The organism is Microbacterium lacticum (assembly GCF_006716815.1).
GTDB classification, from domain to species: Bacteria; Actinomycetota; Actinomycetes; order Actinomycetales; family Microbacteriaceae; genus Microbacterium; species Microbacterium lacticum.
This window is the reverse complement of the sequence record NZ_VFPS01000001.1, coordinates 489,476-514,944: the sequence shown is the minus strand read 5'-3', so window position 1 is coordinate 514,944 and position 25,469 is coordinate 489,476. Positions and strand designations below refer to the sequence as shown.

Below are 25,469 nucleotides of genomic sequence, written 5' to 3'. Positions count from 1 at the left end.
CGAATGGGCCGGCCTGTACGCCGGGTTCTGTCCGGGGGTCTTCACCGAAGTGAGGCCCCGTGGACGGTCATCTCTCTCGGCGACACGTTGCCGTGCCGCTCCAGCGGTCTACCCGGGGACTCGGCGGGCCGCGTCCACATCCCCTGTCTGACCTTGCTCCGGGCGAGGTTTACCGTGCGGGTCGTGTCACCACGACCCCGGTGGTCTCTTACACCACCCTTTCACCCTTACCCCGGCTCTCGACGAGCGAGAATCCGGGGCGGTCTGCTCTCTGTGGCACTGTCTCGCGGATCGCTCCGGGTGGGTGTTACCCACCGCCCTGCCCTGTGGAGCCCGGACGTTCCTCGGCGCGGGGTCTCCCCCGCCACGCGACCGTCCAGCCGACCCATTCGCCCGTCGAGTCTACCTGTCCGCCGCCTCTCCGGCGTGCTACGGTGTTCGCACGGGCCCGGCTGGGGGGTTGGGTCCGATTGCCATTGGGGAGGCAGTCATGCGCAAGTTTCTTCTTTCCGTTGCGTGCGCCGCGTTGATGGTGCTCGGCGTGTCCAGTGCCGCCGCGGCGGCCACCGATTCGGACTCCTACGCGCCGTCACCGCCCGTGACACCGTCGCTGAGCGGGTCGAGCGTCTCGCCCGCCTGCTCCGCGGACGTGCCGTGGATCACGTACTCCGTGGCCCTCAACGATCCGAGCAACGTCGCCACGGGGCACACCGCCCGGCTCGTGCTCTCCAACGGCAGCGACAGCGTCACGATCCCGCTCGGCGAGCTCGTCGACGGCCGACTCTCGGGCACCGTGCTGTGGCCGGGCGCCTCGGTCGGCGACGACGGACGCGGCAACGGCTGGCCGGGTTGGGAGTACACGAACGGCGAGTGGGTCGAGACCGCCGGCAACTTCGCGTGGGCGCGCGGGGAGATCACCGCGACGATCGAGGTGGACCCGACGCTGTCGGTGCCGCTGTCGTACCCGCCGTCGACGCCGCAGTGCCTGACCTCGCCTCCCGGGGCGACCGTCACGACGGCGGGGCTGAGCCTGCCCTCCACTGGTGGCGACGCGGCCGCGGTACTCCCGTTCCTCTGGGGGGCGGGCGCACTCGTCATCGCCGGAGGGACGCTCCTCGTCGCGCGACGCTCCCGTCGCGCGCGTGGCTGACGCTCCGACGACCGCTCCGCCGCGCACGGGTCGCCGGCGCTGGCTCCTCCCCGCCATCGGGGTGGTGCTCGCCCTCCTCGTCGGCATCGCCGCGTGGCTCGGCGTGCGGGCGTGGCTCGCGAAGGGCGAGCTGGAGGAGGTGCAGGCGGAACGGACGACGCTGACGGCGGCGATCGGCACGCGCGACATGCCGGCCGCGCAGACGGCACTCGACGACGTGCACGCCCACGCCGCCCGTGCCGCCGAGCTCACCTCCGACCCGCTCTGGCGCGCCGCGGAGGTGCTGCCGTTCGCCGGACCGAATGCCGCGGCGGTGCGCGTGTCAGCGGAGTCGGTGCGCGACCTGACAGCCGCGGCCGACCCGCTCCTCGAAGCCATTCATGCAGGCACTGGCACCGAGCCGGGCGTCGATCTCGCCCGCATCCAGGGGCTCACCGCGCCGCTGCGCCAGACCGCCGACGCGGCCGCCCACGCGCAGACCGAACTCGACCGCATCGACCCCGGCGCCCTGCTGCCGCCGATGCGCGAGGGCGTGACAGACATCCGCGCGTTCGTGACGGATGCCGCGCCGCTCCTCGACGACGCGGCGTCGGCCGCGTCGATCCTGCCGGCGATGCTCGGAGCGGACGGCGACCGCACGCTGCTCGTGATGGTGCAGAACGCCGCGGAGGCGCGCACCGGTGGCGGCATCACCGGTTCGTTCATCGAGGTGCGCGCGACGGACGGAAAGCTGAGCGTCGGAGCGCACGCCGACTCGGCGAGCTTCGCACGGAGCGCACCGCCGGCCAAGGAGCTCCCGACCGAACTCACCGCTCTGTACGGCCCGACGTTCGGTCGATACGTCACCAACATCACCGTCACCCCCGACTTCGATCTGAGCGCCCGTCTCGCGTCGGCGTGGTGGCAGACACTCGCCCAGCCGGCGCCCGATGCGATCGTGTCGATCGACCCGATCGTGCTCCGTGCGCTGCTGCGGATCACCGGCCCGCTCACGCTCTCCGACGGCCCGGTCGTCGACACCGCCTCGGTGATCGAGCAGATGCTCGTGCGTCCGTACCTCGAACGCACCCCGCTCGAGCAGACCGCGATGCAGAGCGACCTCACCCCGCACCTCTTCGAGACGCTGCTCGACACGCCGTTCGACGTGGCCGCCTGGGCGCAGGCGCTGGCCGAGCCCGTCGCGCAGGGCCGCGTCTCGGTGTGGAGCGCGCACGCCGACGAACAGGCGGTGCTCGCCGACGGTCCGCTCGCCGGCACGCTCGCCCGGTATCGGGCCGCGGGAGATGACGCCATCGGCGTGTTCTTCAACGACGCGACCACGGGAAAGCTCGACACCTTCCTCGATGTGCAGGTCGATCCGTCCACACGCGTGTGCCGGGCCGACGGCGTCGCGGAGGTCGAGGTCGCCGTGACGCTGCAGAGCACGCTGACGGATTCCGCGCGCACCTACCCCCCGTCGATGACCGGAGGCACGAACCCGGGCGCCCCGGGCGACATCACGACCGACGTGACCGTCATGGTGCCCAGCGGCTGGTATTTCGGCGGCGTCGAGAGCGGCGGCGCGGCCGTCGTCTCGACCGATGTGCCCGGCGCGAACCCGGCATCCGTCGTCCGCATCGCGCTGACACCGGGACAGTCGCAGACGACGACCTTCCGGTTCCTTGCGGGCAAGGACGGACAGTCGCCCCACCCGGTGATCGTGCACACCCCGATGATGAACCCGGTCACGGTCGCGCCGGTCGCCGCGGCGCCCTGCGACTGACCGCGCCGCGTCTCACCCTTTCGCGGCGTCGATCGAGATGCGGAGGTCCAGCGGGAAGTCGATCGGGAAGCCACCGAACAGCAGCCGTGCGGCCCGCTCGGCGCTCCGCGCGACCGCATCCGCCACCGCCTCCGCCTGCGCGAGCGGCGCGTGCACGATGATCTCGTCGTGGAGGAAGAAGCACAGATGCGCGCGCCGGGAGAACACCGGCCCGGATGCCTCGGCGCCCTGTTCGACCGGCACCGCCGGCAGCTCGGCGAGAAGGCCCCGGAGGTCGGCGAGCCACGCGAGCGCCCACTCGGCCGCGGTTCCCTGCACGACGAAGTTGCGCGTGAAGCGACCTCGATCGCCCGCGGAGCGGCGCGCCTGCGCACGGTCGGCGTCGGAGGCATCCGGCCCACCGGCGCGCGCCTGCACCTCGTGCCACTCCGAACCGGCCGGCGCGCTCGACCGGCCGAGCCAGGTCGTGACGGCGCCGCCGCTGTCTCCCGTGCGGGCGGCGGCGTCGACCAGCCCCATGGCACGCGGATACGCGCGGCGCAGAGCGGGGACGAGCCGCCCGCTGTCGCCCGTGGTCGCGCCGTACATCGCGCCGAGCATCGCGATCTTCGCCTCGGCGCGCGTGGCGATCGAGCCCGACGCGACGATCCCGTCATAGAGGTCGCGGCCCCGCGCCGCCTCGGCGAGGGCCAGATCGCCCGACATCGCGGCGAGCACGCGCGGCTCGAGCTGCGCGACGTCGGCGACCACGAGCGTCCACCCGGGGTCGGCGTGCACCGCGGGTCGCAGCGCCCGCGGCAGCTGCAGCGCTCCCCCGCCCGACGACGCCCAGCGCCCGGTCACGACGCCGCCGGGCACGTACACGGGCCGGAACCTGCCGCCGCGCGCCCACTCGTCGAGCCATGCCCAGCCGTTGGCGCTCATGAGGCGCATCAGCTTCTTGTACTCCAGCAGCGGCGCGATCACGGGGTGGTCGTACTCCGCCAGCTCCCACCGGCTCGTCGAGCGCGCGTGGATCCCGATTCGGTGCAGGCTCCGCAGCAGCTTCGGCTGCGAGTCGAGGCTCGCCGCCGGGTCGCCGAGCGCGTCACGGACCGCCCGCGCGACCTCCTGCACCCGCGCGGGCGCGGCCCCGCCGGTCGGACGCGCGCCGAGCGTGGCCTCGAGGATGCCTTCGTGCACGTCGAGGCTCCACGGCACCCCGGCAGCCTGCATCTCGGCGGCGAGCAGCGCGCCCGCCGACTCGGCGGCGATCAGCAGTCGCAGGCGACCGGGGTCGCTCGCCGCGCGGAGGGCGTCCTGCTGGCGGCGGAACTCGGCGAGCACGTCATCGATCCCGTCGGGCACGCCGACCGGTGCCGCCGGGGCGTCGTCGAGGTCGAAGAGGGCGGGCTCCCCCGCCGGGGCGACAGCTGACGAGGCATCCACCGGCGCGGCATCCCACCGCTCGTCGCGAGACGCGTCACCGGGCGCGTCAGCGGACCGGTCTGCGCGCGCGGCCGGGGGGACGAGAGTGCTCGCGCGCAGGATCGCGTGGCACAGCCGCAGGTCCTGGCATCGCGCGACGACGCTCCCCGCGGCGAGGAGGTCCGGGTACCACCGCGCGGTATCGCTCCACACCCAACGGGCGGAGGGGTCTGCGGCGGGTGCCTCGACGGCCCACCGGTCGGGACCCACCCGCTCCCGGCGCACCTCGTCGAGACCGGCGTCGAGGTCGACGAGCACAACCGAACCGCCCTCGCGGCCCACGACCCGCCACCGCACCTCGCCCGCGGCGGTCACGGCCGCCGTCGGCTCACAGGCCGGATTCGTCGGTGCGCACCAGGATCGCGCCGCACTCCGGGCAGAAGACGACATCGTCGTCGGCCGCCTGACGCAGTGTCTGCAGATCGGTGCCGGAGAGCACCATGTGGCACGCCTCGCACGCCCGACGCCGCAGCAGTCCCGCACCGACACCGCGGGACGCGAGTCGGTCGTACACGGCCAGCAGTTCGGCGGGCACACGCGCCGCAACGGCCTCGCGGTCACGCGTGGCCGCCTCCCACGACGAGGTCGCCGCCGCGACGGCCGCCTTCCCCTCGGCGCTGGCGTGCGCCCCGGACTCGTTGATCTCGGCGATCACCGCCTCCTGCGCGGCCACGGCGGCATCCGCCGACTCGAGTCGCTCCATGATCACAAGCTCGGCGTCTTCGAGGTCGCTCTTGCGGCCCGCGAGCGATGCGAGCTCGTGTTCGAGCCCCTGCGCCTCCTTCACGTTGGAGGTCGAAGCGAGGCGTTCGGTGTCGCGGGCGACGCGCGCGTCGACGAGCGCCACGTCGGACTCGAGGCGGCCGAGCTCCGCACGGGCGTCGTCGCGCTCACCGAGGAGTCCCGTGAGCACCGCCGATTCCGCCTGGCGCTGCGCGAGCAGCTCGTTCACGCGCGCCGTCTGGGAGGGATTGCGCCGCTCCGCATCGGCTCGGCCGATCGTGGCGTCGAGACGGGCGAGATCGATCAGGAGGAGCTGGTCGGCGGGGCGTGCTTTCACCCGTCCAACCTACCGCGCCGGTCGGGCATCGACCCTTTCCGCGGCGCGGCGAGGCGGTAGCATGTGGGCTCTGACGCCCGTCGGAGATCGCCGCGAGGAGGATTCATGAGCGTGATGCGCACGAAATCGGTCGAGCGGTCGATCGCCGACACGGAGGAGCCGGAGTTCCGGCTGAAGAAGTCCCTCTCCGCCCTCGACCTCACCGTGTTCGGCGTCGGGGTCGTCATCGGCGCCGGTATCTTCACCCTCACGGGCCGCGCGGCGCACGAGGTCGCCGGCCCCGCCATCGTCGTCAGCTTCGTCGTCGCCGCGATCGCGTGCGCGCTGGCCGCGATGTGCTACGCCGAATTCGCCTCGACCGTGCCGGTGTCGGGTTCTGCCTACACGTTCTCGTACGCCTCCCTGGGCGAGCTGTTCGCCTGGATCATCGGGTGGGATCTCATCCTCGAGATGTTCCTCGGGGCGAGCGTCGTCGCCCAGGGATGGAGCGCCTATCTCGGCGTGCTCCTCGGACAGCTGGGTGTCGTCCTTCCCCCCGAGATCAGCTACGGCGGCACGGTCGATCTGCCCGCGGTGCTCCTCGTTGTCGTGCTCGGCGCGCTCATGACCTTCGGCATCCGCGAGTCGATGCGCGTGAACCTCGTGCTGGTCGCCGTGAAGCTCTTCATCGTGCTCTTCGTCATCGTCGCCGGCATCCAGTTCATCAACCCGGCCAACTATGCGCCGTTCGTTCCGGATGCCGCGCCCCGCGAGACGGCGACGGGGCTCACGCAGCCGCTCCTGCAGTTCCTCGCCGGAATCGAGCCGACCGCGTTCGGTGTCGGCGGCATCTTCGCCGGTGCGGCGCTGGTGTTCTTCGCCTACATCGGCTTCGATGTCGTCGCCACGACCGCCGAGGAGACGAAGAACCCGCAGCGCGACATGCCGATCGGCATCATCGCCTCCCTCGCGATCTGCACTCTCCTCTACTGCGCGGTCGCGTTCGTCGTCACCGGCATGGTCCGCTACGACCAACTCGACCCCGCCGCCGCCCTCGCCAACGCCTTCGCGTATCACGGGCAGGACTGGATAGCGACCGTCATCTCCGCCGGCGCCGTGGCCGGTCTCACCACGGTCGTGCTGACGCTCCTGATCGGCGCCACCCGCATCATCTTCGCGATGGCGCGCGACCATCTCCTGCCGGGCGCCCTCGCCAAGGTGCACCCGACGCGTCGCACGCCGTGGCTCATCTCGATCATCGTGACCGTGGTCGTCGCCCTCGTCGCCGGGTTCACGCCCGTCGGCATCCTGGAGGAGATGGTCAACATCGGCACGCTGTCGGCGTTCGTCCTCGTCTCGGTGGGCGTCGTGGTGCTGCGTCGCACCCGTCCGGACCTGAAGCGCGGCTTCCGGGTGCCGTGGAGCCCGTTCCTGCCGCTCCTATCCGCCGCGATCTGCACCTACCTCATGCTGAACCTGACCGTGGAGACGTGGCTGCGGTTCCTCATCTGGCTCGCCATCGGGATCGTGATCTACTTCGCCTACGCGCACCGCCACTCTCGCCTGGGCAAAGATGCCGAGACGTACTACAACCCCGCGGAGCCCAGGGTGGTCGGGCGCGACTCGTAGACTGGTCGCGTCAGGGCCTTTAGCTCAGCTGGTAGAGCGCCACGTTTACACCGTGGATGTCGTCGGTTCGATCCCGGCAGGGCCCACCCCACCCGCGCGGGAGCGCGACGCCCGCTAGTCGACTCGCACGTCGTCGCCCACCCGGATGCGGCCGCCGCCCGAGACCGGCAGCAGCAGGCGCCCGAGCGTCGGCTGCTGCTGGCCGAACCGGCGGGTCAGGGTCGTGAGGATCGGCGCGTCCCGTTCGCCGGTGTCCGGGTTCGCGTGCGTGGCGAGGCAGCGGACGATCGGCCCCTGCGGGGCGAAGAGCACGTCGCCGATGCGCACCGGTCCGCTCCAGTCGAGCTCGGACCAGGCCGCGGCGCCGGCGATGACGACGTTCGAGCGGAATCGCCGGTCGTCGACGGATGCCGGGAGCGCCGCGTCCAGGGCCTCGGCGCTCTCGCGGGTGTGCACCGACACGAAGCCGCGCGCTCGGTCCTGGAACCGGGACGTGACCCCGTCGCCCACGAGCACGAGAGGCAGCCGTCCCGGCGCGTGCAGGCGCGCGGCATCCGGCGAGGAGAGCACGTACTGGGTGACGGTGTCCACGACGAGGCGGCGTCCCGGCTCGTCGATGCCCGCCTCGACGAGCACCTCCGACCCCAGGGCGACCCGCACGCGACGCTCGGCGTCGTCGTACGCCACCGACAGACGCGCGAGCGAGGGGAAGTCCTGCAGCGCGAGACCCTTCGATTTCGGCCAGTAGTCGAGACCGTCGCGCTCCTCCGGCCGGGCGGCGTCGGCGAACCGGAACGCGAGCACCCGGTCCCCCGCAATCCGGCCGTCCTCCTGCACCTCGAGCTCGTCGCGCGTCTCGGGCGTGAAGCCCTTGACGGGGTGGCGGAAGAGGGCGACGACGTGCGGCACGACGTCCAGTCTGTCAGCCGCGTCGGAGTCGGGAAACGCATCCGACCGGTCTCGGATTGTGACTAGGCTGATCCAAGGACGCGTCGTGGACGCTGCACAACGCCGCGCGCACCCGAAGCCCCTACCTGGCACGATCTGCCAGAAGACGAAAGGTGTCTCGTGACGGTCAACGATCAGGATCCGTATTCGCAGGGCCCGCAGGACAGCGATCCCGAAGAAACCGGCGAGTGGGCGGAGTCGCTCCAGCAGCTCGTCGACGCGAAGGGCGCCGGTCGCGGTCGCGAGATCATGCTGAGCCTGCTGAACAAGTCGCACGAGCTGCAGCTGAACGTGCCCCAGGTCCCCGTCACCGACTACATCAACACGATAGCCCCCGAGAACGAGCCCGAGTTCCCCGGTGACGAAGAGCTCGAGCGCCGCTACCGCCGCTGGATCCGCTGGAACGCCGCGATCACCGTGCACCGCGCGCAGCGACCCGGCATCGGCGTCGGCGGCCACATCTCGACGTACGCCTCGTCGGCGTCGCTGTACGAAGTCGGCTTCAACCACTTCTTCAAGGGTCTGGACGACCCGAACGGCGGCGACCAGATCTTCATCCAGGGCCACGCCTCGCCCGGCATCTACGCCCGCTCGTTCCTCGAGGGCCGCCTCAGCCAGGACCAGCTCGACGGCTTCCGTCAGGAGAAGTCGGCGGCCCCCAACGGCCTCCCCTCCTACCCGCACCCCCGCGTGTTCCCCGACTACTGGCAGTTCCCGACGGTGTCGATGGGCCTCGGCCCGATCAACGCCATCTACCAGGCGATGAACAACAAGTACCTCACCAACCGCGGGATCAAGGACCTCTCCGATTCGCACGTGTGGGCCTTCCTCGGCGACGGCGAGATGGACGAGGTCGAGAGCCGCGGCCAGCTGCAGGTCGCCGCCAACGAGGGACTCGACAACCTCACGTTCGTCATCAACGCCAACCTGCAGCGCCTCGACGGCCCCGTGCGCGGCAACGGCAAGATCATCCAGGAGCTCGAGGCGTTCTTCCGCGGCGCCGGCTGGAACGTCATCAAGGTCGTCTGGGGCCGCGGCTGGGACGACCTGCTGAAAAAGGATGTCGACGGCGCGCTCGTTCGCCTCATGAACACCACTCCCGACGGCGACTTCCAGACCTACCGCGCCGAGGACGGCAAGTTCATCCGCGACCACTTCTTCGGTCGCGACGAGCGCACCGCCGCGATGGTCAAGGACCTCTCCGACGACTACATCTGGGGCGGCCTGCGCCGCGGCGGCCTCGATTACCAGAAGCTCTACGCCGCCTACAAGGCCGCCGTCGAGCACAAGGGCCAGCCCACGGTCATCATCGCCAAGACGATCAAGGGCTACGGTCTCGGTCACCACTTCGAGGGCCGCAACGCGACCCACCAGATGAAGAAGATGACCCTCGACGACCTCAAGCACTTCCGCGACTCGATGCGCATTCCGATCACTGACGCGCAGCTCGAGGAGAACCCCTACCTGCCGCCGTACTTCAACCCGGGTCTCCAGGACGAGACGATCGAGTACATGGTCGAACGCCGCCGCGCGCTCGGCGGGTTCCTGCCCGAGCGGCGCACCCACCACGTGCCGATCGAGCTGCCCGGCGACGACGCGTACGCGCTCCCTAAGAAGGGCTCGGGCACGCAGGAGGTCGCCACGACCATGGCGTTCGTGCGCCTGCTGAAGGACCTGCTGCGCGCCAAGGGCTTCGGTCACCGGATCGTCCCGATCATCCCCGACGAGGCCCGCACCTTCGGCATCGACGCGTTCTTCCCGACCGCGAAGATCTACAACCCGCACGGCCAGAACTACACCTCGGTCGACCGCGAGCTGCTCCTGGCGTACAAGGAGAGCCCGCAGGGCCAGATCATGCACGTCGGCATCAACGAGGCGGGCGCGAGCGCCGCGTTCACCGCGGCCGGAACGTCGTACTCGACCCACGGCGAGCCGCTGATCCCGGTGTACATCTTCTACTCGATGTTCGGCTTCCAGCGCACCGGCGACGCCCTGTGGGCGGCGGGCGACCAGATGGCGCGCGGCTTCCTCATCGGCGCGACCGCCGGGCGCACGACGCTCACCGGCGAGGGCACCCAGCACGCCGACGGCCACTCGCCGCTGCTCGCGTCGACGAACCCGGCCGTGATCTCCTACGACCCGGCCTACGGCTACGAGATCGCCCACATCGTGCGCACCGGCCTCGACCGGATGTACGGCGGCAACCACCCGGACCCCGACGTCATGTACTACCTCACGGTGTACAACGAACCGCTCGTCCAGCCGGCCGAGCCGGAGGGGGTCGACGTAGACGGCATCATCCGAGGCATCCACCGCATCTCCGAGGGCACCGGCGAAGGACCGCGGGCCCAGCTGCTCGCGTCGGGCGTCGGCGTGCCGTGGGCGCTCGAGGCCCAGCAGCTGCTGCGGGATGACTGGGGCGTGGCCGCCGACGTGTGGTCGGTCACCAGCTGGTCGGAGCTGCGCCGCGACGGCCTCGCCGCCGACGAGCACAACTTCCTGCACCCGCTCGAGGAGCCGCGCACCGCGTACATCACCGAGAAGCTGCGCGATGCCGAAGGCCCCGTCGTCGCGGTCAGCGACTTCGAGCACGCCGTGCAGGACCAGATCCGCAAGTGGGTGCCGGGTTCGTACGCGACCCTCGGCGCCGACGGATTCGGCTTCTCCGACACGCGCGCCGCGGCACGTCGTTTCTTCAAGATCGACGGTCCGTCGCTCGTGGTGCGCACGCTCCAGTCGCTCGCCGAGGAGGGCAAGGTCGACCGCGCCCTGTCGGCGCAGGCGATCGAGAAGTACCGCTTGAACGACGTGACGGCGGGAACGAGCGGCAACGCCGGCGGCGAGAGCTGACCGGATCGATGCCCGCCCGCCCCACCCCGCAGGAGAAGGCGGAGACCCTCGCCTGGCTGCGGCGGATCTCCGGCGACCTGGCGACGGCCACGATCAAGCGACTCGAAGACTCGCTGCCGTGGTACGCCGACATGCCGCCGGCGCGCCGCTCGGCCGTGGGGCTCGTGGCGCAGGCGGGCATCGCCTCGTTCATTCAGTGGTACGACGACCCCAGCTCGACCCCGTGGATCGCGGCCGACATCTTCGCCGCGGCGCCCCGTGAGCTGCTGCGCAGCGTCAGCCTCACGCAGACGCTGCAGCTCATCCGGGTGACGGTCGAGGTGACCGAGGAGCGCGTCGCCGGGCGCGGCGAGGACCTGCGCGAGAGCATCCTGCTGTTCTCCCGTGAGGTAGCGTTCGCCTCCGCCGACGTGTACGCCCGCGCCGCGGAGGCGCGCGGCCTCTGGGATGCCCGGCTCGAAGCCCTCGTCGTCGACTCGATCCTCACCGGCGAGGCCGACGAAGAGCTGCCGAGTCGGATCGCCGCGCTCGGCTGGCACGGCCACGGCGAGGTCGCGGTGCTCGTCGGCACCACGCCTCCGCAGTTCGACGTCGACCAGCTGCGGCGGATGGCCCGCAAGATGGGCGTCGACGTGCTGATCGGCGTGCAGGGATCGCGCCTCGTGCTCGTGATCGGCCGCGCCGACACGCCCGCCGGCGAGGAGAACCGCGCCGAGCTGACCTTCCCCGAGATCGCCACCCGCCTCGAGCCGGGGTTCGGTGCCGGGCACCTCGTGCTCGGCCCCACAGTGCCCGCACTCGTCGACGCCGGGCAGAGCGCCCGCGCCGCCCTCGCCGGGTTCGCCGTGGCCGGAGCGTGGCGCGGCGCCCCGCGGCCGGTCGAGGCCGACGATCTCCTCCCCGAGCGCGCGCTGGCCGGCGACAGCGCGGCCAAGGCCACCCTCGTCGAGCGGATCTACCGTCCGCTGCAGGCGCACTCGTCCGACCTCGTGACGACGCTGTGGAGCTACCTCGACAACGGGCGGTCGCTCGAGGCGACGGCCCGCGAGCTGTTCGTGCATCCCAACACCGTGCGCTACCGGCTCAGGCGCGTGTCCGACGTGATCGGGTGGGATGCCACGGGGCCGCGCGAGGCCCTCATCCTGCAGACCGCGCTCATCATCGGCTCGATCGGCACCGAGGTCACCCGTCGGCGCGCGGGCATGCGCCGCCCGTCCTGACCGACGCCGAGCTCCACAGCGCCGCCGAACCGCCGCACCGCGGCCCCCGCACCGCACGATCGCGCCACCGTTGTACGGTGGACACAAGGCATCCGGCGTTTCTTGTGACATGACCCCCAGCACACTCCGACAGATCTTGGCAGGATAGAGCAGTGATCATCACCGTCTTCCCCGGACAGGGCGCGCAGACCCCCGGGTTCCTCGAGCCGTGGCTGGCCGTTCCGGGCGTTCGCGAGCGCCTCGAGCGCTACTCCGCCGACAGCGGCGTCGACCTCATCGCCGCCGGCACCGAGTGGGACGCCGACCGCATTCGCGACACGCAGGTGGCCCAGCCCCTCATCGTCGCCGCGAGCCTCCTGTCGTACGCGGCGCTGCTGGATGCCACGGCCATGACACCGCCCACGACGCCGGACGGCGTCGCCGGCCACTCGGTCGGCGAGATCGCCGCGCTGGTCGCGGCGGGCGTGCTCAGCGACGACGACGGCATGCGTCTCGTCGGCATCCGCGGCCGCGCGATGGCCGACGCCGCCGCAGCCGCCCAGACCGGCATGAGCGCGATCATCGGCGGCGACCGCGACGCCGTGCTCGCGCGCCTCGACGAGCTCGAGTTGACCCCGGCGAACCACAACGGGGCCGGGCAGATCGTCGCCGCCGGCACCCTCGACGCGCTCGAGGCCCTCGCCGCCTCGCCTGTCGCGGGCACCCGGGTGATCCCGCTGCAGGTCGCCGGCGCCTTCCACACGCGCTTCATGGCCCCGGCCGTCGACGCGCTCCGGGACGCGGCCGCCCGCATCGAGGCATCCGACCCCACGCTCACCCTCTGGTCGAACAGCGACGGCGCACCCGTCGCCGCCGGCAGACCGGCCCTCCACCTGCTCGTCGCGCAGGTCGCCTCCCCCGTGCGCTGGGACCTCGCCATGGAGTCGTTCGCCGCGCACGAGGTGACCGGCATCATCGAGCTTGCCCCGGCCGGCACGCTCACCGGGCTCGCCAAGCGCGCCCTCCGCGGCGTGCCCACCGTCGCGGTGAAGACGCCCGACGACCTCGCGGCTGCCGCCGCTCTGCTGACAGGAGAAGGCGCGTGAGCACCTCGACCATCCGCCCCGCGCTCCACCAGCCCACGGGCCCCGCGCACACGCGGATCTACGCCTACGGCGCCGCCCGCGGCGAGAACGCCGTGCCCAACGACGACCTCGTCGGCCCGATCGACTCCAGCGACGAGTGGATCCGGCAGCGCACCGGCATCATCACCCGTACCCGCGCGAACGCCGAGACCACGGCGATCGAGCTGTCGACCGACGCCGCCGCCGAGGCGATCGCCCGCTCCGGCGTCGACCCGGCCGATATCGACGCGGTCATCGTCGCGACGATCTCGAACCCCAAGCAGACCCCGTCGGTCTCGGCAATCGTCGCCGACCGCGTGGGGGCGAACCCCGCCGCGGCCTACGACGTCAACGCCGCGTGCGCGGGCTTCGCCTACGCCGTCGCGCAGGCCGACGCACTCATCCGGGGCGGCGCCGCGCACTACGCCGTCGTCGTCGGCGCCGAGAAGCTCAGCGACGTCGTCGACCCGACCGACCGCTCGATCTCGTTCCTCCTCGGCGACGGGGCGGGCGCGGTCGTGATCGGGCCGAGCGACTACGCCGGCATCGGCCCGACCGTCTGGGGCTCCGACGGCTCGAAGGCCGACGCGGTGGGCATGAACCACACCCTCGTCGAGTTCCGCGACGGGCTCGCCCCGTGGCCGACGCTCCGCCAGGAGGGCCCGACGGTCTTCCGCTGGGCGGTCTGGGAGATGGTGAAGGTCGCCCGTCAGGCGCTCGAGGCGGCGGGCGTCGAGGCATCCGATCTCGCCGCGTTCGTGCCACACCAGGCGAACATGCGCATCATCGACGAGTTCGCCAAGCAGCTGGGTCTGCCCGAGTCCGTCGTCATCGCCCGCGACATCGAGACCACCGGCAACACGTCGGCCGCCTCCATCCCGCTCGCGACGCACCGCCTGCTCGAGGAGCACCCCGAGGTCTCGGGCGGGCTCGCCCTGCAGATCGGCTTCGGCGCCGGTCTCGTCTTCGGAGCGCAGGTCGTCGTGCTCCCGTGAGGGAAAGCCGCCCGCACCTAGACTGATCCCGGACCTTTCCGGGTCCGCGTCCTCGGTGGACCACACCGCGAAACACCCCGAAAACAAGGAGAATCCCATGGCATTCAGCAACGACGAGGTCCTCGCCGGGCTCGCCGAGCTCATCACCGACGAGACGGGCATCTCGGCCGACGAGGTCGCGCTGGAGAAGTCGTTCACCGACGACCTCGACATCGACTCGATCTCGATGATGACGATCGTCGTCAACGCGGAGGAGAAGTTCGGCGTCACGATCCCCGACGAAGAGGTCAAGAACCTCAAGACCGTCGGCGACGCCGTCACCTTCATCACCACCAACCAGGGCTGATCGCCTCCGGGCGTCACCCAGCTGACCCGCCTGAACCGGTGGGGGCCTCGCGGCGGCCCCGCTGCAGCCTCGCCCCCACCGGAGCACCCCCACACGCGTGAGGACATCATGAGCAACCCCCGAATCGTCGTCACCGGCATCGGCGCGTCCAGCCCCATCGGCGGCACCGCCCCCGAGAGCTGGTCGGCGCTGCTGGCCGGCGCCTCCGGCGCGCGCACGCTCGAATACGACTGGGTCGAGCAGTACAACCTGCCGGTCACGTTCGCCGCGCAGGCGGCCGTGCGGCCCGACACCGTGCTGGAGCGCCCCGTCGCCAAGCGCCTCGACCCGTCGTCGCAGTTCGCGCTCGTCGCGGCCCTCGAGGCGTGGGCCGATGCCGGATCGCCCGAGGTCGACCCGGAACGGCTCGGCGTCGACTTCGCGACCGGCATCGGGGGTCTGTGGACGCTGCTGGATGCCTGGGACACGCTGCGCGAGAAGGGCCCGCGTCGGGTGCTGCCGATGACGGTGCCGATGCTCATGCCGAACGCGGCGGCCGGCAACCTCTCGCTGCACTTCGGTGCGCGCGCATACGCGCGGACCGTCGCGAGCGCCTGCGCCTCGAGCACGGAGTCGATCGTCAACGCCGTCGAGCACCTGCGCGACGGCCTCGCAGACGTCGTGATCGCCGGCGGCACCGAATCGGTGATCCACCCGGTCACGATCGCCTCGTTCGCCTCGATGCAGGCGCTGTCGAAGCGCAACGATTCCCCCGAGACCGCATCGCGGCCGGGCAGCATCGACCGTGACGGGTTCGTCATGGGCGAGGGCGCGGCGGTGCTCATCCTCGAGACCGAGGAGCACGCCAAGGCCCGCGGCGCGAAGATCTACGCCGCCGTCGTCGGCGGCGGCGTCACCGCCGACTCGTACCACATCACCGCGAACGACCCCGAGGGCTGGGGAGCGGCGCGCGCCGTGAAGCTGGCGCTCGACATGGCGGATGCCTCGCCGGACGATGTCACGCACATCAACGCGCACGCGACCTCCACCCCGGTCGGCGACCCCAACGAGTACGTCGCCCTGCACCACGTGTTCGGCGACCGGATCGGCGAGATCCCGGTGTCGGCCACCAAGGCATCCACCGGTCACCTCCTCGGCGGCACCGGAGCGCTCGAGGCGATCTTCACGGTTCTGGCGCTCCGCGACCGCGTCGCGCCGCCGACGATCAACATCACCGAGCAGGACCCGGCGGTGCCGTTCCTCATCTCCGGCGAGCCGCAGCCCCTGGGCGAGGGCCCGCAGCTCGCGATCAGCAACTCGTTCGGATTCGGCGGGCACAACGCCGTGGCGGCGTTCGCCTCAGTGTGACCCGCCGTCCGACCTCGACCTCGACCGCGCGCATGTGACGCGCCGGTGAAAGGGCCCCTCCGCGAAGCCAGCGGAGGGGCCCTTCTCGGGTGAGGCGAGCGGTACGCGATCCCCATCCCCGGGAAGCCGTCCGAAGTGGGTACGAGCGCCCCGCGTCGCCCGGTCTGTGTGGTGGTCTGTGCGGCGCTCAGCCCACCTTGTGCAGCCATACGACGGGAGTGTCGTCGCTCGCGTGGCGGAACGGCTCCAGCTCGTCGTCCCACACGGTGCCGAGCGCGACCTGGAGCTCGCGCTGCAGTTCGAACACGTCGCCGGCGGCGATCTCCATCGCGTACCGCACCCGGTCTTCGCCGATGACGATGTTGCCGGCGGTGTCGGTCTGCGCGAAGTGAATGCCGAGGTCCGGGGTGTGCAGCCAGCGGCCGCCGTCGCTGCGCGGCGTGGGGTCTTCGCTCACCTCGAAGCGCAGGTGCTCCCAGCCGCGGATCGCGGTCGCCAGCGCCGCACCCGTGCCGGCTGGGCCCTCCCAGTAGAACTCGGCGCGGCGGCTGCCGGCGAGCACGGGCTGGTCGGCCCAGTCGAAGTTGACCGCACGCCCGAGGGCACGCCCGACCGCCCACTCGAGGTGGGGGCACAGCGCTCGCGGCGCGGAGTGGATGTAGATCACTCCGCGCGCCAGTGTCGCCGACGCGACAGGTGGGTTCGACGTGGTCGCCATCACGATTCTCCGTTTCTTCAGGTACGTCTTCCCCTACGACCTGGGTGCCGGAGCATGTGGCGAGTGTGCAGCGAGTATGCGGTTGTGCGCCCATTATGACCGATCGGACGCGGTAATCACAACCGTGTCATTTCATCGGTCTCGGACGAGTAGGGCGGGTGGGACTTGAACCCACGATCGTCGGGTTATGAGCCCGCTGCCTTGACCAGCTTGGCCACCGCCCCGTGCCGCGCGTGCGCGCGCCGGGTTCGATTCTAACGACGTCGCGGATCGTCGCGATCGCGCACCGGCGGCTCGGGCCACACCTTCGCCACGGCATCCGTCAGCTTCTCGGAGTTGGTGCGCGGCTCCCCCGCGCCGCCGCTGCCGCGCACGATCGGCACCTCGGCGCTGTTGTTGCTGACGACCTCCGGATGGAAGCGCGCCAGCAGGAACACGCCCGTGACCGCGAGGGCACCGGCGGCGGCGAAGCCGATGTAGGCCCCGAACGGGGCGCCGTCGGCCTCGTGCAGCACGGCGAGGCCGATGATGATCGCGACGATCGGGTCGACCACCGTGAGCCCCGCGATCACGAGGTCGGGCGGCCCCGAGGCATACGCCGTCTGCACGAAGTACGCGCCCGACGCGGTGCCGGCCAGGAGCGCGACGATGCAGATGATCGTGAGCCAGTCGAAGTTCTCGTTCTGCACGCGGTTGATGACGACCTTCGCGAGCGTCGCGACGAAGCCGTAGATCATCCCGGCCGCGACGATGTAGAACAGGGCCGAGGCGCGCTGGCGGAACCACAGCCACGAGCCGCCGACGAGCAGGATCACCGCCGCGAGGATGATCAGCACCGTGATCAGCTGCCCGTCGCTGACGGGTGTCTCGGTCGCGTAGACCGCCGCGATCGTGACGAACGTGAAGATGCCGGCGATGCAGAGCACGATCGCCGTGATCGATTGGCGGGTGGGCTTGTGGCCGCTGATGCGGGCGTTGAGGAGCGTCGTGATGACGAGGGAGACCGCGCCGAGCGGCTGCACGAGGATGAGCGGCGCGAACGAGAGGGCCGCGAGCTGGCAGACGATCGCGAGCCCCAGCATGGCGGTGCCGGCGACCCACGACGGGCGGCGCAGTAGGTTCCAGATCTGGCCGCCGGTGAGCCCCGTGCCGCCGTCGGTTCCGGTGAGGCGTTCGACCTTCTGTACGCCGCGGTGCTGGTACTGGGCGCCGAACGACATGAAGACGGCACCGAGGAGCGCCAGCGGGATGCCGATGAGGATGCCGGGGTCTTTGAAGACGCCGACCAGCTGGTCGGCCACGTCTCCCAGATCGGGGGCGAAGGCTTCCACTCCTCGACACTAACCCCGCCGCGCCGCTCGGTAGGCTCAGAACGTGGCTGTTCTTGCGATTCGCATCATGGGCGACCCCGTGCTGCACTCCCCCGCCTCCCCCGTCGCCGAGATCACCGATGAGGTGCGCCAGCTCGTCGCGGACATGTTCGAGACGATGGATGCCGCGCCCGGCGTCGGTCTCGCGGCCCCGCAGGTCGGGGTGGGTCTGCGGATCTACACGTACACATACCAGGACGACGACGGCGCGCCCTGGCGCGGCGTGATCATCAATCCGGAGCTGTGGATGGTGCCGCTCGAGCCGGGCGTTCCCGACCCCGACGAGGAGTCGGAGGGATGCCTCTCTTTCCCGGGCGAGCGCTTCGCGCTCCGCCGCTCCGATCGGGTGATCGTCACCGGCATCGACCTCGACGGCAAGCCGGTGCGGATCGAGGTCGACGGGTGGCGGGCGCGCATCATGCAGCACGAGTTCGACCACCTCGACGGCACGCTCTACATCGATCGCCTCGACGACGGCGACTGGAAGACCGTGCAGAAGATCGCCCGCAAGCGCGGCTGGGGGCGCCCCGGCGCCTCGTGGACCCCGGGTGTCGATGACCTCGACGCGTGATCCGGTGGCGCTGCTCTCGCCGCGCGGGTTGTGTTCACTTGTGGTGGCATCCACCGGCCCGAGCCCGCCACAACTGGCCACAAGTGGCCAAGCCACGCGCGTCGGAGCGGCGCGATGAGGGATGCCTCGGGAGACGAAAACGGCCCCAGAGTGGAGTCTGGGGCCGTTCGCTCCCCGGCTTGGACTCGAACCAAGAACCTGCCGGTTAACAGCCGGCTGCTCTGCCAATTGAGCTACCGAGGATCAGTCACCCGCGAGCGGGCAACCCGTCCATAATAGCAAAGTCGGAGGGGTGCTCGTGACGCGCCCCACCCCGCGTGTCGCTCACGACGCGATCCGCGCACCCTCGTCGGGAGTCCACAGCACATCGGCGGTGCCATGGCCGAATCCGACCGGGCGCCCCGCGCGCAGCACGAGCACATCGGCATCGAGGTCGCGGACCGTCTCGGCGTCGTTCGTGACCACGAAGATCGCCATCCCGTCCTCGTCGCGACGGCGCAGCAGCGAATCGCGCGCGGCCTTGCGCACCTCCAGATCGAGGTTCGCGTAGGGGTCGTCCCCGACGAACAGCCGCGGGTTCAGCACGAGCGCCCTCGCCAGGGCGACTCGCTGCCGCATGCCCGAGCTGAGCTCGTACGGGTACTTCGCGGCGGCACCGAGCGGCAGCTGCAGCTCGTCGAGGAGACCCGCGACCCGCAACGCCAGGGCGCGCTCGTTGACACGTCGATCCCGGGAGGTCACGGGCTCGCCGATCACCTCGCCGACGGTCAGCCTCGCCGGCAACTCACCGCCGGCGCCCTGCGAGAGATAGCCCGTGAGGTACGTGCGGACGCGCTGCTTTCGCCCCCGCGCGCGCACCGGGATGCCCTCGACCGCAGCGGATCCGCCGACGACCGCCAGACCGGGCTCGTCGGCGCCGGCGAGCAGTGCGGCGAGACTCGACTTGCCGGCGCCCGTCGGTCCCATGATCGCGAGCGCGCGGCCGGCAGCGAGCCGGAGCGTCACGCCCTCGACGACACGCGTTCCGCCACGCGCGACCGACAGGTCGTCGCACTGGACGGCGAACTCGCTCGAGGCGCGGCGCTGCATGGCTTTCATCCTGCCCGCTCGGCGTCCGCTTCGCCAGCCGGACCCCCGACCGAGCCCGTCGACCGGCGCCACCGCACCGCCCGCCGCGCCGGCCGGGACCGGCTCGCGCACCGGGGGCGCCGAGCGCTCACAGCCCTTCGGCGAGCGAGCGGCGCCGGGCATCCAGGTCGCGCAGCGCGACCCGCACCGCGCGCCCCTCCTCTGACTCGGCGGGGAGGCGCTGGATCGCTCCGAGGAGCTCGGTCTTCTCCCGGTCGAGGGCGCGAATGCGCAGGCGCTGCGCGAGGGCCCGCGTCGAGGCGGTCGCCTCCTCCTCGGTGAGCGCCGGGAACGCCGCGGTGAGCAGCTCCACCCCGAGGGAACGGTACGGCTCGCGCACCGATTCGACGGCCGTGGAGGCCCAGCCGATGCGTGTGCGGTCGGGCTGCCCCTGGATGCTCTGGCGCACCGCGTCGAGCGACGGCACCTGCATCGGCAGCGCGAGCGCCGCGTCGAGGTCTGCCGCGTCGATCAGATGCCCGTACTGGAGCACCCCCATGAGCGCGTCGCGCTCGAGCGCCGCGTCGGCTGTGCGCGGCAGCGCGGCGATCGTCGCACGGATCTCGGGGGCGGCCTCGCCCGAGCCTCCGTCCGCGGACGCCGCACCGTGCGCGGACGTTCCCGCGCCGGGCGCGGCTCCCCCGGCCGCGGCTCCCGCGTCGGTCCGGCTCGCGCGCGCCGCGGCGCGCTGCACCTCTCGGTGCACCTCGCGGAGGTCTTCGCCGAGGCGCCGGGCGAGCACGTGCTCGTACCGGCCGCGGATGCCGGTGTCCTTGATCTCGGCGACGATCGGCGCCGCCGCGGTCAGCGCCGCGACCCGACCCTCGACCGACGCGAGGTCGTGCCCGGCGATCCGCTGGTCGATGACGAACTCGAACAGCGGCGACTTCGTCTCGATCATCGAGCGCACCGCGCCGTCGCCGCGGTTGAGCCGCAGGTCGCAGGGGTCGAGCCCCTCCGGTCCGACGGCGACGTAGCTCTGCAGACCCGAGGTGCGGGCCTCGGCGAAGGCGCGCACGGCGGCCTTCTGACCCGCGGCATCCGGGTCGAAGGTGAAGACGACCTCGCCCGAGACATCCGTGCCGACGATGCGCCCCACGACGCGCATGTGGTCGGCGCCGAAGGCAGTGCCGCACGTGGCGATCGCCGAGGTGACCCCGGCGAGGTGGCAGGCCATCACGTCGGTGTACCCCTCGACGACGACGACCCGGTGCGAGCGCGAGATGTCCTTCTTCGCGAGATCGAGCCCGTAGAGCACCTGCGCCTTCTTATAGATCGGCGTCTCGGGGGTGTTGAGGTACTTCGGTCCCTTATCGTCGTCGTACAGGCGCCGCGCGCCGAAGCCGATCGTCTGGCCGGTGACGTCGCGGATCGGCCACACCACGCGCCCACGGAACCGGTCGTAGACCCCCCGCTGACCCTGCGAGAGCAGCCCCGCGGCGAGCATCTCCTCGTCGGTGAAGCCCTGGCTCTTCAGCGCGTCACGGACGCCGTTCCACCCCTTCGGCGCATACCCGACGCCGAAGTGCGCGGCGGCGCCGGCGTCGAAGCCGCGCTCGCCCAGAAACCGCCGCGCGGTCTCGGCCTCGGGGCTCGCCAGCTGACCGCGGAACCACTCAGCCGCGGCGGTGTTCGCCTGGTAGAGCCGCGTGCGGCCGCTCGTCTCGGGGGCGGCGCCGCCGTCCTCGTAGTGCAGGGTGTAGCCGATGCGCGCCGCGAGCCGCTCGACCGACTCCGTGAACGACAGGTGGTCCATCGCGCGCAGGAACGAGTAGACGTCGCCCGACTCGCCGCAGCCGAAGCAGTGGTAGTAGCCGACCTGCGGGCGCACGTGGAAGCTGGGGCTGCGTTCGTCGTGGAAGGGGCAGAGGCCCTTCAGTGAGCCGACGCCGGCCGATTTCAGAGCGACGCGCTCCCCGACGATGTCGGCGATGTTCGTCCGCGCCTTGACCTCGTCGACGTCGGCCTGCGCGATCCGCGCCATCAGAAGCCCTCTCCGGACCAGAGCCCGTCGATCGGCTCGGGAAGGGCGAAGCCGGTCGGTGCCACCTCGCGGCGCGCGCTCGACCACAGACCGAGCTCACGCAGGTCGACGGGGCCGACGAGGCGCGCGTGCCATTCGATCGCGAACCGGTCGGTGAGGCTCGCCACCTGGTCGACGATCACCCGGCGACGCGCCGCATCCGACTCCGCCGCGCGGAAGTCCTCGCCGTGCAGCCGGTCGAGGTGCTCGGGCTGCTCCTCGAGGGCGGTCGCCAGGCGCTTCAGCACGCGACGCTGCTCCTTATAGAGCCCCTTGCGGCCGTCGATCGACACCACGAAGGCGCCGATGATGCCCTTCAGCACCGCCATCTCGGCCTCGACGACGCGCGGCACGACCACGCGACCCCGATACCGGGTGAGCACGGGCGCGGAGTAGTGCTCGCGGGTCGCCGTGGTGGCGGCGCGCGCGAAGCGCCCGATGAGGTCGGAGGTGAGGTTCTTCAGCCCCGCGACCGAGGCGCGGTCGCCCGTGAACGAGGTCAGCCACTCCGGCAGCTGGGTCAGGCGATAGAGCGCGTCGGCCAGCTCGTCGCGGCTGAACCCGTAGCCCACCCAGGTCTGGATCGCGGTGAGCAGCGCCTCGCGCTCACGCCCGTCGGAGAGCCGGGCCGGGTCGAGGTAGCCGTTCAGCACGGCGTCTTCGAAGTCGTGCACCGAGTAGGCGATGTCGTCGGAGAGATCCATGACCTCGGCTTCGATGCAGCGGAGGCGCCCCGGGGCACCCTCCCGCATCCACCGGAAGACGTGTTCGTCCTCGGGGTACACGCCGAACTTGTCGCGGCCGCCCGGGTCGGGCACGGCGTGCTCGACCGTCCACGGGTACTTGCAGGTCGCGTCGAGGCTCGCGCGCGTGAGGTTCAGGCCGACGCTCTCGCCGCCGGGTCCGATGACCTTCGGCTCGAGGCGCGACAGGATGCGCAGGGTCTGCGCGTTGCCCTCGAAGCCGCCGATGTCGGCGGCCCACTCGTTGAGCGCGCGCTCGCCGTTGTGCCCGAATGGGGGATGCCCGATGTCATGACTCAGGCAGGCGGTGTCGACGACGTCGGGGGAGAGCTCGAGGGCGATCGCGAGCTCGCGACCCACCTGCGCGACCTCGAGGGAGTGCGTGAGCCGGTTGCGCGCGAAGTCTGCCGGGCTCGCCGGACTCAGCATCTGCGTCTTGGAGGCGAGGCGTCGCAGCGCGGCGGAGTGCAGCACGCGCGCACGGTCGCGGGCGAAGCTGTCACGGCGGGAGCGGTGCGTCTCGGGGAGCAGGCGCGCGGCGTCGTGCTCGTCGTATCCCGCGGGGCGACCGGGCAGCGCGCCGAGCCCGCCGCCCTCACCCGCCACTGGTGTCCAGTTCGGCTTCGGCGAGGGTGCGCGAGGCGTCGCCCGACATCTCGCGGGTCGCGAGCCAGCCGTCGGGCAGGGCGGGGCGCTTGGGGGTGCCGGCACGGCCGCGCTGGCCCTCCGCCGCCGCGCCCGGGTATGGGGCGTCGTGGTCGAGCGTCGCGAGCAGGTCGTCGTACTCGGCGAGGGTGGATGCCGTCGCGAGCGCGGCGCGGGTGTCGCCGCCGACGGGGTAGCCCTTGAAGTACCACGCGACGTGCTTGCGGATGTCGCGGCATCCACGCCCCTCGTCGTCGAAGAACTCGACGAGCAGTTCGGCGTGCCGGCGGAACGCGCCCGCGACGAACCCGAGGGTGGCATCGGGCCGGATGCCGGGGGCGCCGAACGCGTGCGCCAGGTCGCCGAAGAGCCACGGCCTGCCGAGACAGCCGCGGCCGACCACGACGCCGTCGCAGCCGGTCTCGGCCATCATGCGGACGGCGTCGGCGCCCGACCAGATGTCGCCGTTGCCGAGCACGGGGATGCTCGTCACCACCTGCTTCAGCTGGGCGATCGCGTCCCAGTCGGCGGTCCCGGAGTAGAACTCCGAGGCGGTGCGCGCGTGCAGCGAGACCGCGGCGACGCCGGCGTCTTCGGCGATGCGGCCCGCGTCGAGGAAGGTCAGATGGTCGGCGTCGATGCCTTTGCGCATCTTCACCGTGAGCGGGACGTCGCCCGCCGCGCGCGCCGCGCGCGTGACGATCTCGCGGAACAGCTCGGTCTTCCACGGCAGCGCCGCTCCCCCGCCCTTGCGGGTGACCTTGGGCACGGGGCATCCGAAGTTCAGGTCGATGTGGTCGGCCCGGTCTTCGTCGACGAGCAGCCGCACCGCGGCCTCGGTCGTCGCCGGGTCGACGCCGTAAAGCTGGATCGACCGGGGGGTCTCCGACTCGTGGTGCGTGATGAGCCGCATCGTGGTGGCGTTCCGCTCGACGAGCGCGCGCGTCGTGATCATCTCGCTCACGTACAGGCCGGCGCCGTACTCGCGGCACAGCCGCCGGAACGCCGTGTTGGTGATGCCCGCCATCGGCGCGAGCACGACCGGCGCATCGAGGGTGATCGGCCCGATCCGCAGCGCGCTCGGCGTCGCCGACGCGTCCGCGGGCGGCGGGGTGCGGTCGGTGACGGCGGGGGCGGCGGTGAGCGTGGACATCCTCTCCATTCTCCCAGAATCCGCCGCACCGCGGCGCCGACGGCGGGCCTATCGTGGACAACATGGCCGACACGCGCACCGCAGACCTCCGCGACATCCCGTACCAAGGCGCCGACGGCGCCGAGCACACCCTCGCCGAGTTCGGCGACAAGGCCGTGCTCATCGTCAACGTGGCATCCAAATGCGGTCTGACGCCGCAGTACGAGCAGCTCGAGCAGCTGCAGAAGACCTACGGCGACCGGGGTCTGCAGGTGATCGGATTCCCCTGCAACCAGTTCATGGGGCAGGAACCGGGGTCGATGGACGAGATCCTCGAGTACTGCTCGGTGACCTACGGCGTCACCTTTCCCATCGCCGAGAAGGTCAAGGTGAACGGCTCGCACGCCGCTCCCCTCTACAAGGCGCTGAAGAAGACGCGCAACGCGGAGGGCGCGAAAGGCCCGGTCATGTGGAACTTCGAGAAGTTCCTCGTCACCGCGGACGGCACGGTGCACCGGTTCCGCCCGCAGACGAAGCCGGATGCCCCGGAGGTCGTCGCGGCGATCGAGGCGGGTCTGCCCCAGCCCGAGTGACTGCGGGGGGCTCTCCGCCCCGTGCGTCAGGCCTGCTTCTCGCCCCAGACCTGGCGGGCGATCTGGGCGAACGCCTCCGGCGGCTGCGCGCCGCTGACGCCGTACTTGCCGTCGATGACGAAGAACGGCACACCCTGGATGCCATAGGCCTGCGCCTGCGCCTGGTCGGCGCGCACCGCCGGCAGGTATTGACCCGACTCGAGCGCCTCGCGCGCGGCATCGGCGTCGAGCCCCGCTTCGCCGGCCAGGTCGACGAGGTCGTCGACGCGGCCGACATGACGGCCCTCGGTGAAGTACGCGGCCATGAGTCGCTCGGCCATCGGCAGCTGCGCGCCCTGCGCCTTGGCGAAGTGCAGCAGCTCGTGCGCCTTCACCGTGTTGGTGTGCTGCAGCAGGTCGAACCGGTACTCGAGACCAGCGTTCGCGGCGACGCCGGTGACGTTCTCGAGCATCTCGCTGACCCGCTCGCGGGGCATGCCCTTGTGACCGGCGAGGAAGTCCAACTCGTCGCCCTCGAAATCGACGGGCGTGTCGGGGGACAGCTCGAACGAGTGGTAGGTCACCTCGACGGCGGGCGCGTCGGCGTCCGACGCCGTCTCGGCGAGTCCCTTCTCCAGATTGCGCTTCCCGATGTAACACCACGGGCAGGCGATGTCACTCCATACGTCGATCTTGATGGCATCCGTCACA

General features: G+C 71.5%; 21 protein-coding genes, 3 tRNA genes and 1 other RNA gene. 12 read left to right on the top strand and 13 right to left on the bottom strand.

Going from position 1 to position 25,469, the window contains the following annotated elements; all coding sequences use genetic code 11:
• Window positions 1-388, bottom strand: an RNA gene (gene rnpB, locus FHX68_RS02450) — RNase P RNA component class A.
• Between the two features lie 153 nt (window positions 389-541).
• Here rnpB and FHX68_RS02445 point away from each other — a divergent pair.
• Together FHX68_RS02445 and FHX68_RS02440 are read left to right on the top strand one after the other, a co-directional pair.
• Window positions 542-1,150 (top strand): LPXTG cell wall anchor domain-containing protein, encoded by a 609-nt coding sequence (locus FHX68_RS02445; protein WP_229661442.1) that lies wholly within the window; start codon window positions 542-544, stop codon window positions 1,148-1,150.
• Window positions 1,143-2,912 carry a DUF4012 domain-containing protein gene (locus FHX68_RS02440; protein WP_141379453.1) on the top strand — a complete coding sequence of 590 codons (1,770 nt, stop codon included), beginning with the start codon at window positions 1,143-1,145 and terminating at the stop codon, window positions 2,910-2,912. The genes FHX68_RS02445 and FHX68_RS02440 overlap by 8 nt, the downstream gene beginning before the upstream one ends.
• Window positions 2,913-2,924: 12 nt before the next feature.
• Here FHX68_RS02440 and FHX68_RS02435 read toward each other — a convergent pair whose 3' ends face one another.
• Window positions 2,925-4,694: a bifunctional 3'-5' exonuclease/DNA polymerase gene (locus FHX68_RS02435; protein WP_229661443.1), complete on the bottom strand. Its 1,770-nt coding sequence runs from the start codon at window positions 4,692-4,694 to the stop codon at window positions 2,925-2,927.
• A gap of 13 nt (window positions 4,695-4,707) precedes the next feature.
• Window positions 4,708-5,439 (bottom strand): zinc ribbon domain-containing protein, encoded by a 732-nt coding sequence (locus FHX68_RS02430; RefSeq protein WP_141379457.1) that lies wholly within the window; start codon window positions 5,437-5,439, stop codon window positions 4,708-4,710.
• Between the two features lie 105 nt (window positions 5,440-5,544).
• On the opposite strand from FHX68_RS02430, the gene FHX68_RS02425 reads away from it, so the two are divergent.
• Window positions 5,545-7,047, top strand: a complete 1,503-nt coding sequence (locus FHX68_RS02425) for an amino acid permease (RefSeq protein ID WP_141379459.1) — start codon at window positions 5,545-5,547, stop codon at window positions 7,045-7,047.
• Between the two features lie 13 nt (window positions 7,048-7,060).
• A tRNA-Val gene (locus FHX68_RS02420) sits at window positions 7,061-7,133 on the top strand.
• Between the two features lie 28 nt (window positions 7,134-7,161).
• Here FHX68_RS02420 and FHX68_RS02415 read toward each other — a convergent pair.
• Window positions 7,162-7,956 (bottom strand): MOSC domain-containing protein, encoded by a 795-nt coding sequence (locus tag FHX68_RS02415; RefSeq protein WP_141379461.1) that lies wholly within the window; start codon window positions 7,954-7,956, stop codon window positions 7,162-7,164.
• A gap of 159 nt (window positions 7,957-8,115) precedes the next feature.
• Here FHX68_RS02415 and aceE point away from each other — a divergent pair, with 159 nt between their 5' ends.
• The 6 genes from aceE to FHX68_RS02385 all read left to right on the top strand — a co-directional run bounded on the left by aceE (window position 8,116) and on the right by FHX68_RS02385 (window position 15,856).
• Window positions 8,116-10,845, top strand: a complete 2,730-nt coding sequence (aceE, locus tag FHX68_RS02410; RefSeq protein ID WP_141379463.1) for a pyruvate dehydrogenase (acetyl-transferring), homodimeric type — start codon at window positions 8,116-8,118, stop codon at window positions 10,843-10,845.
• 8 nt (window positions 10,846-10,853) lie between these two features.
• The gene (locus tag FHX68_RS02405; RefSeq protein ID WP_141379465.1) at window positions 10,854-12,065 is read left to right on the top strand and encodes a PucR family transcriptional regulator; all 1,212 of its coding nucleotides are present in this window, start codon (window positions 10,854-10,856) and stop codon (window positions 12,063-12,065) included.
• Between the two features lie 152 nt (window positions 12,066-12,217).
• Window positions 12,218-13,150, top strand: a complete 933-nt coding sequence (locus FHX68_RS02400) for an ACP S-malonyltransferase (RefSeq protein WP_141379467.1) — start codon at window positions 12,218-12,220, stop codon at window positions 13,148-13,150.
• Between the two features lie 11 nt (window positions 13,151-13,161).
• Window positions 13,162-14,163 carry a beta-ketoacyl-ACP synthase III gene (locus FHX68_RS02395; protein ID WP_141379541.1) on the top strand — a complete coding sequence of 334 codons (1,002 nt, stop codon included), beginning with the start codon at window positions 13,162-13,164 and terminating at the stop codon, window positions 14,161-14,163.
• A 97-nt stretch (window positions 14,164-14,260) separates the two neighbouring features.
• Window positions 14,261-14,509: an acyl carrier protein gene (locus FHX68_RS02390; RefSeq protein ID WP_141379469.1), complete on the top strand. Its 249-nt coding sequence runs from the start codon at window positions 14,261-14,263 to the stop codon at window positions 14,507-14,509.
• 108 nt (window positions 14,510-14,617) lie between these two features.
• The gene (locus tag FHX68_RS02385) at window positions 14,618-15,856 is read left to right on the top strand and encodes a beta-ketoacyl-[acyl-carrier-protein] synthase family protein (protein WP_141379471.1); all 1,239 of its coding nucleotides are present in this window, start codon (window positions 14,618-14,620) and stop codon (window positions 15,854-15,856) included.
• 187 nt (window positions 15,857-16,043) lie between these two features.
• Here the strand turns inward: FHX68_RS02385 and FHX68_RS02380 are convergent, their stop codons facing one another.
• The 3 genes from FHX68_RS02380 to FHX68_RS02370 form a co-directional block, all read right to left on the bottom strand.
• Window positions 16,044-16,574, bottom strand: a complete 531-nt coding sequence (locus tag FHX68_RS02380) for a DUF3145 domain-containing protein (RefSeq protein ID WP_141379472.1) — start codon at window positions 16,572-16,574, stop codon at window positions 16,044-16,046.
• Between the two features lie 150 nt (window positions 16,575-16,724).
• A tRNA-Ile gene (locus tag FHX68_RS02375) sits at window positions 16,725-16,798 on the bottom strand.
• A gap of 30 nt (window positions 16,799-16,828) precedes the next feature.
• Window positions 16,829-17,905, bottom strand: coding sequence for a DMT family transporter (locus FHX68_RS02370; RefSeq protein ID WP_141379474.1), 1,077 nt, complete (start codon window positions 17,903-17,905; stop codon window positions 16,829-16,831).
• A 43-nt stretch (window positions 17,906-17,948) separates the two neighbouring features.
• On the opposite strand from FHX68_RS02370, the gene def reads away from it, so the two are divergent.
• On the top strand, window positions 17,949-18,515 hold the full coding sequence (def, locus tag FHX68_RS02365; RefSeq protein ID WP_141379476.1) for a peptide deformylase: 567 nt from the start codon (window positions 17,949-17,951) through the stop codon (window positions 18,513-18,515).
• 170 nt (window positions 18,516-18,685) lie between these two features.
• Here def and FHX68_RS02360 read toward each other — a convergent pair.
• The 5 genes from FHX68_RS02360 to dusB all read right to left on the bottom strand — a co-directional run bounded on the left by FHX68_RS02360 (window position 18,686) and on the right by dusB (window position 24,207).
• Window positions 18,686-18,758: transfer RNA gene (locus FHX68_RS02360), tRNA-Asn, on the bottom strand.
• Window positions 18,759-18,839: 81 nt separating this feature from the next.
• Window positions 18,840-19,604, bottom strand: coding sequence for an ATP-binding cassette domain-containing protein (locus FHX68_RS02355; protein WP_141379478.1), 765 nt, complete (start codon window positions 19,602-19,604; stop codon window positions 18,840-18,842).
• A gap of 127 nt (window positions 19,605-19,731) precedes the next feature.
• A complete protein-coding gene (gene dnaG, locus FHX68_RS02350; protein ID WP_141379480.1) occupies window positions 19,732-21,627 on the bottom strand; it encodes a DNA primase in 1,896 nt (631 codons plus the stop codon).
• A complete protein-coding gene (locus FHX68_RS02345; RefSeq protein ID WP_141379482.1) occupies window positions 21,627-23,015 on the bottom strand; it encodes a deoxyguanosinetriphosphate triphosphohydrolase in 1,389 nt (462 codons plus the stop codon). The genes dnaG and FHX68_RS02345 overlap by 1 nt, the downstream gene beginning before the upstream one ends.
• On the bottom strand, window positions 23,005-24,207 hold the full coding sequence (gene dusB / locus FHX68_RS02340) for a tRNA dihydrouridine synthase DusB (protein WP_229661444.1): 1,203 nt from the start codon (window positions 24,205-24,207) through the stop codon (window positions 23,005-23,007). The genes FHX68_RS02345 and dusB overlap by 11 nt, the downstream gene beginning before the upstream one ends.
• A 62-nt stretch (window positions 24,208-24,269) precedes the next feature.
• On the opposite strand from dusB, the gene FHX68_RS02335 reads away from it, so the two are divergent.
• Window positions 24,270-24,779, top strand: a complete 510-nt coding sequence (locus FHX68_RS02335) for a glutathione peroxidase (RefSeq protein WP_141379484.1) — start codon at window positions 24,270-24,272, stop codon at window positions 24,777-24,779.
• A gap of 26 nt (window positions 24,780-24,805) precedes the next feature.
• On the opposite strand, the gene FHX68_RS02330 is transcribed toward FHX68_RS02335, so the two are convergent.
• Complete coding sequence (locus FHX68_RS02330; protein ID WP_141379486.1) at window positions 24,806-25,468, bottom strand: DsbA family oxidoreductase; 663 nt, start codon at window positions 25,466-25,468, stop codon at window positions 24,806-24,808.
• Window position 25,469 lies beyond the last annotated feature (1 nt).